The organism is Ferrovibrio sp., assembly GCF_002796975.1.
GTDB lineage: Bacteria > Pseudomonadota > Alphaproteobacteria > Ferrovibrionales > Ferrovibrionaceae > Ferrovibrio.
In genome coordinates, this window is record NZ_PEKV01000009.1 from 1 (window position 1) to 5,218 (window position 5,218).

General features: G+C 61.4%; 7 protein-coding genes. All 7 read left to right on the forward strand.

Features of this window, described 5'->3' with window-relative positions; all coding sequences use genetic code 11:
* The first annotated feature begins 130 nt into the window (after positions 1–130).
* Positions 131–676 (forward strand): phosphate ABC transporter substrate-binding protein PstS, encoded by a 546-nt coding sequence (locus tag CTR53_RS21270; protein ID WP_367158965.1) that lies wholly within the window; start codon positions 131–133, stop codon positions 674–676.
* The gene (locus tag CTR53_RS21275; RefSeq protein WP_367158966.1) at positions 673–1,077 is read left to right on the forward strand and encodes a hypothetical protein; all 405 of its coding nucleotides are present in this window, start codon (positions 673–675) and stop codon (positions 1,075–1,077) included. The genes CTR53_RS21270 and CTR53_RS21275 overlap by 4 nt, the downstream gene beginning before the upstream one ends.
* A gap of 81 nt (positions 1,078–1,158) precedes the next feature.
* The gene (pstC, locus tag CTR53_RS10690; RefSeq protein ID WP_290812657.1) at positions 1,159–2,139 is read left to right on the forward strand and encodes a phosphate ABC transporter permease subunit PstC; all 981 of its coding nucleotides are present in this window, start codon (positions 1,159–1,161) and stop codon (positions 2,137–2,139) included.
* A 2-nt stretch (positions 2,140–2,141) separates the two neighbouring features.
* Positions 2,142–2,981 (forward strand): phosphate ABC transporter permease PstA, encoded by an 840-nt coding sequence (gene pstA / locus CTR53_RS10695; RefSeq protein ID WP_290812661.1) that lies wholly within the window; start codon positions 2,142–2,144, stop codon positions 2,979–2,981.
* Positions 2,978–3,781, forward strand: coding sequence for a phosphate ABC transporter ATP-binding protein PstB (pstB, locus tag CTR53_RS10700; protein ID WP_290812664.1), 804 nt, complete (start codon positions 2,978–2,980; stop codon positions 3,779–3,781). Before pstA ends, pstB begins: the two co-directional genes overlap by 4 nt.
* Before the next feature lie 20 nt (positions 3,782–3,801).
* Complete coding sequence (phoU, locus tag CTR53_RS10705) at positions 3,802–4,521, forward strand: phosphate signaling complex protein PhoU (RefSeq protein WP_290812667.1); 720 nt, start codon at positions 3,802–3,804, stop codon at positions 4,519–4,521.
* The coding region (phoB, locus tag CTR53_RS10710; RefSeq protein ID WP_290812670.1) for a phosphate regulon transcriptional regulator PhoB at positions 4,518–5,218 on the forward strand (701 nt) is incomplete at its 3' end. The genes phoU and phoB, both read left to right, overlap by 4 nt.

Consider the following 5,218-nt stretch of genomic DNA (forward strand, 5'->3'; position numbering starts at 1 on the left):
CAGTGTGACAAAGCTTCACTGTGGCGATTCTCGCAAGTGTCATATTCCTGCAAACTAAGGGTCATACACCGTCCCTATCTTCCGGCGCGCCGATCAAGGTGGTCGTGCAGTCATGAAGAGGGAGAGACCCGTGTTCAATTTCAAGCCAATCATGCTCAAGGCTGCCGTTGTCGCTTTTGCGACCACGCTTGGCTTTGGCGGTGCCCAGGCGGCCGATATCTCCGGCGCCGGCGCCTCCTTCCCTTATCCGGTCTACACCAAGTGGGCCGATGCCTATAAGAAAGAAACGGGCATTGGCCTGAACTACCAGTCGATCGGTTCGGGCGGCGGCATCAAGCAGATCAAGGCGAAGACCGTGACCTTCGGCGCGACCGACGCGCCGCTGTCCGGCAAGGATCTGGATGAGGCGGGTCTGGTGCAGTTCCCGATGGTGATGGGCGGCATCGTACCGGTGGTCAACGTCAAGGGCATCAAGCCGGGCGATCTTGCCCTCGATGGCGAAACGCTCGCCAAGATCTTTCTCGGCGATATCAAGAAGTGGGACGACGCCGCGATCAAGAAGCTGAATCCGGGCGCTGCGCTGCCGAACACCGCGATTGCCATCGTGCATCGTGCCGACGGTTCGGGCACCACCTTCAACTTCACCGACTATNNAATGAAGGCGTGGCGAATATGACCAGGCAGACCGACGGCGCCATCGGCTATGTCGAATACGCTTATGCCAAGCAGAACAAGCTGACCTTCACCCAGTTGATCAACAAGAACGGCAAGACCGTTTCGCCGACGTCGGAAGCCTTCTCGGCCGCCGCCGCCAACGCCGACTGGAAGAGCGTTCCGGGCTATGCCGTGATCCTGAACAATGAACCGGGTGATGCCAGCTGGCCGATCACCTCCGCCACTTTCATCCTGATGTACAAGGAGCCGGCGGATAAGGCGGCCAGCAACGAAGCCCTGAAGTTCTTCGCCTGGGCTTACAAGAACGGCGGCAAGCTGGCCGACGACCTGGACTATGTGCCGATGCCGAAGCCGGTCGTCGACATGGTCGAAACGACCTGGAAGGCACAGATCAAGCAGTAAGTGTCGGAAAGGAAGGCCGGAAACCCCCGGCCTTCCGTTTCCGGTGACGACGCAGTATCAGCTTTAAACTGGGAGTTCAGGGTGACGGATGTAGCGGCAATAACTCCCGTTAGCAAAGAACGGCGCATTGCCGCTTCGCGCTGGTTCGCACCGTCCGACCGGCTGTTCCATGGCCTGACCATGGGTGCCGCCATCGCTGTTCTGCTGCTGCTCGGCGGTGTGATCCTGGCCTTGCTGCAGGGGTCTCTGCCGGCATTCTCGAAATTCGGCATCGACTTCATCTATACGCAGGCGTGGAGCCCGGCCCGCGATAATTTCGGTGCGCTGGCGCCAATCTCGGGCACGCTGATCACCAGTTTCATCGCCATGCTGGTGGCTGTGCCGCTCAGCTTCGGCATCGCAATCTTCCTCACCGAGATCTGCCCGATGTGGCTGCGCCGCCCGATCGGCACTGCCATCGAGCTGCTCGCCGGCATTCCCAGCATCATCTACGGCATCTGGGGATTGTTCGTTTTTGCGCCCTTCATGCAGCGCCACGTCCAGCCCTTCCTGATCAACACCTTCAGCGGCGTTCCAGTGCTGGAAAACCTGTTCGCCGGCCCGCCCTACGGCATCGGTATCCTGACCACCAGTCTGATCCTGGCCATTATGGTGCTGCCCTTCATCACCGCGGTGTCCCGCGACGTGCTTGAGACGGTGCCGGCGGTTTTGAAGGAGGCTGCTTACGGCCTTGGCTGCACCACATGGGAAGTCGCCCGCCGCGTCATGTTGCCCTATGCCCGCGCTGGCGTGCTGGGCGGTGTCATGCTCGGTCTGGGCCGTGCGCTCGGCGAGACGATGGCGGTCACTTTCGTGATCGGCAATGCGCACCGTATCCAGGCATCGATCCTGAGCCCGGGCACGACGATTTCCGCTACCATTGCCAACGAGTTCGCCGAGGCGATGGGTGCAACCTACACCTCCTCGCTGATGGCGCTCGGTCTCATCCTCTTCCTGATCACCTTCATCGTGCTGGCATTCGCACGGCTTATGCTGCTGCGTATGAACCAGAAGGCGGGCTGACCATGGTCGACCTTTACTCGCGCCGCCGTATGGCGAACCGCATCGTCGTCTCTCTGTCGATCGGTGCGGCGCTGCTCGGCATTACCTGGCTGGTGCTGATCCTCGGACAGTTGCTGATCGAGGGTTTCGGCGCCCTGAGCCTGGCCGTCTTCACCGAGATGACACCGCCGCCGGGTTCGACCGGCGGTCTGCGCAACGCGATCTTCGGCACCGCGGTCATGACCTCGATCGCGATCCTGTTGGGCACGCCGATCGGTATTCTCGCCGGCACCTACCTGGCCGAATATGGCCGCGAGAGCAAGCTGGCGATGGTGGTGCGCTTCATCAACGACGTGCTGCTTAGCGCGCCATCGATCGTGATCGGTCTGTTCATCTACGAGATGATGGTCATCCACATGGGGCACTTCTCTGCCTGGGCCGGCGCCGTCGCGCTTGCGGTGATCGTGATCCCGGTGGTGCTGCGTACGACCGAAGACATGCTCAACCTGGTGCCGACCGGCCTGCGTGAGGCCGCCACCGCGCTGGGTGCGCCCCGCTATTTTGTGATCCGTCGTGTCGCCTACAAGGCGGCACGCAACGGCATCGTCACCGGCATTCTGCTCGCCGTGGCGCGGATCAGCGGCGAAACCGCGCCGCTGCTGTTCACCGCGCTGAACAACCAGTTCTGGAGCACAGACCTGAATGCACCGATGGCCAACCTGCCGGTGGTGATCTTCCAGTTCGCGCTCAGCCCCTATGAAGATTGGCGCAAGCTGGCCTGGGTCGGTGCGCTGCTGATCACCATGGCCATTCTCGCCGTCAATATTGGCGCCCGCGCTCTTGCGGGCAGGAAAGCATCATGACCGTCGAAACCCTAGACCCCATCGCCAAACAGGCTGACACGACAATGCCGCCGAAAGTCTCCATCGAGAATCTTGCCTTCTTCTACGGTGAATCCAAGGCTTTAAAGAACATCAGCCTGCCGCTGCATGACCGCAAGGTCACGGCCTTCATTGGCCCGTCGGGTTGCGGCAAGTCGACGCTGCTGCGCATCCTGAACCGTATCTACGAGATGTATCCCAAGCAGCGCGCCGAAGGTAAGGTTGTCGTCGACGGGTTGAATATTCTCGACAAGGGGACGGACCTGAACATGTTACGTGCCAAGATCGGCATGGTGTTCCAGAAGCCGACGCCGTTCCCGATGTCGATCTATGAGAATATCGCTTTCGGCGTGCGACTTTACGAGCGCCTGGGCAAGGAGGAGATGGACGAACGCGTGGAAAGCGCACTGCGCAAGGCCGCATTGTGGGAAGAGGTCAAGAATAAGCTTCACAGTTCCGGTCTCGGCCTGTCGGGCGGCCAGCAGCAGCGTCTGTGCATTGCCCGCACGGTCGCGGTGCGTCCTGAGATCATTCTGCTGGATGAACCCTGCTCGGCACTCGATCCGATCTCGACGGCCAAGATCGAGGAACTGATCGACGAGCTGAAGGACGACTACACGATTGCAATTGTGACCCACAACATGCAGCAGGCAGCACGAACCTCCGACTTCACTGCTTTCATGTACCTGGGTGAGTTGATCGAATTCGGCGAAACCAAGCAGATTTTCACCCACCCGGGTAAACAGCAGACCCAGGACTACATTACCGGTCGCTTCGGCTGAGCAGAGTGAGGACTTAGAAAATGCCGCAACATATCGTTCAGCGTTACGACGACGAACTGAAGAAGCTCTCCACCCTCATCGTCCAGATGGGCGGTCTGGCGGAATCGCAGCTGGCTGCCGCAGTCGATGCCATCGTGAAGCGCGACAGCAAGCTGGCCGAAGAGGTTGTGCGGGGCGACGCCAAGATCGACACACTGCGCAACCAGGTTGACGACTTCGCCATCGAGATGCTGGCGCGCCGGCAGCCGATGGCCGCAGATCTGCGCGTGATCGTCGCTGCGCTGCGTATCTCCTCCGAGATCGAGCGCATCGGCGACTATGCCAAGAATGTCGCCAAGCGCGCGGTCGCCCTGAACCAGGCGCCGCTGGTGCGCCCGGTGCATGCCATCCCGCGCATGGCCGCCCTGGTACAGGCGCTAATCAAGGATACGCTGGATGCTTATATCACCGACGATGCAGCCAAGGCGGATGCGGTCTGGGCGCGCGACGAGGAGGTCGACGACCTCTACACCAGCCTGTTCCGCGAGTTGCTGACTTACATGATGGAAGATCCGCGTTCCATCACGCCCTGCACGCATCTGCTGTTCATCGCCAAGAACATCGAGCGTATCGGCGATCACGCCACCAATATCGCGGAACTGATCCATTACACGGTTCTGGGCGAGATGCCGAAGGAAGATCGGCCGAAGGGGGATGACACCGCCTATGCGGTGGTCAATGCGCCGGGAGGCCAGCGATGAGCGTCGCGATCAAGCCGCGCGTCCTCGTGATCGAGGACGAGGCGGCATTGCTGGCGCTGCTGCGCTACAACCTGGAGAAGGAAAACTATACCGTCGACGAGGCGATGGACGGCGAGCAGGCCCTGCTGAAGGTGGCCGAGCATATGCCGGACCTGATCCTGCTCGACTGGATGCTGCCGCGTCTGTCCGGCCTGGAAGTCTGCCGCCAGCTGCGCCGCGACACCAACGCCCGCAACGTGCCGATCATCATGCTGACGGCGCGTGGCGAGGAGGCCGATCGCGTGCGTGGCCTGGATGCCGGCGCCGACGATTATATCGCCAAGCCGTTTTCGCCGGGCGAATTGCTGGCCCGTATCCGCGCTGTGCTGCGTCGCATCCGTCCGGCGCTGGCCGAGGAAGTCCTGACCTATGGCGGACTAGTGATGGACGTTGCCACCCACAAGGTGACGCGCAACAGCCGCGACATCCATCTCGGCCCGACCGAGTTCCGCCTGCTGCGCTACTTCCTCGAGCATCCCGGCCGTGTGCTGTCGCGCGACCAGCTGCTGGATGCGGTCTGGGGTCGCGACATCTATGTCGAGCAGCGCACGGTGGATGTGCATATCCGCCGCCTGCGCAAGGCGCTCAACGGCAACGGCGAGGCGGATGTGATCCGCACCGTCCGCTCGGCCGGCTATGCGCTGGAACTGACCGCGAC

What these genes read in the sequence shown, in the direction of transcription:
- CTR53_RS21275 (WP_367158966.1), top strand. Translation starts at nt 673, where the DNA reads ATGACCAGGCAGACCGACGGCGCCATCGGCTATGTCGAATACGCTTAT.
- pstA (WP_290812661.1), top strand. Translation starts at nt 2,142, where the DNA reads ATGGTCGACCTTTACTCGCGCCGCCGTATGGCGAACCGCATCGTCGTC.
- pstB (WP_290812664.1), top strand. Translation starts at nt 2,978, where the DNA reads ATGACCGTCGAAACCCTAGACCCCATCGCCAAACAGGCTGACACGACA.
- phoU (WP_290812667.1), top strand. Translation starts at nt 3,802, where the DNA reads ATGCCGCAACATATCGTTCAGCGTTACGACGACGAACTGAAGAAGCTC.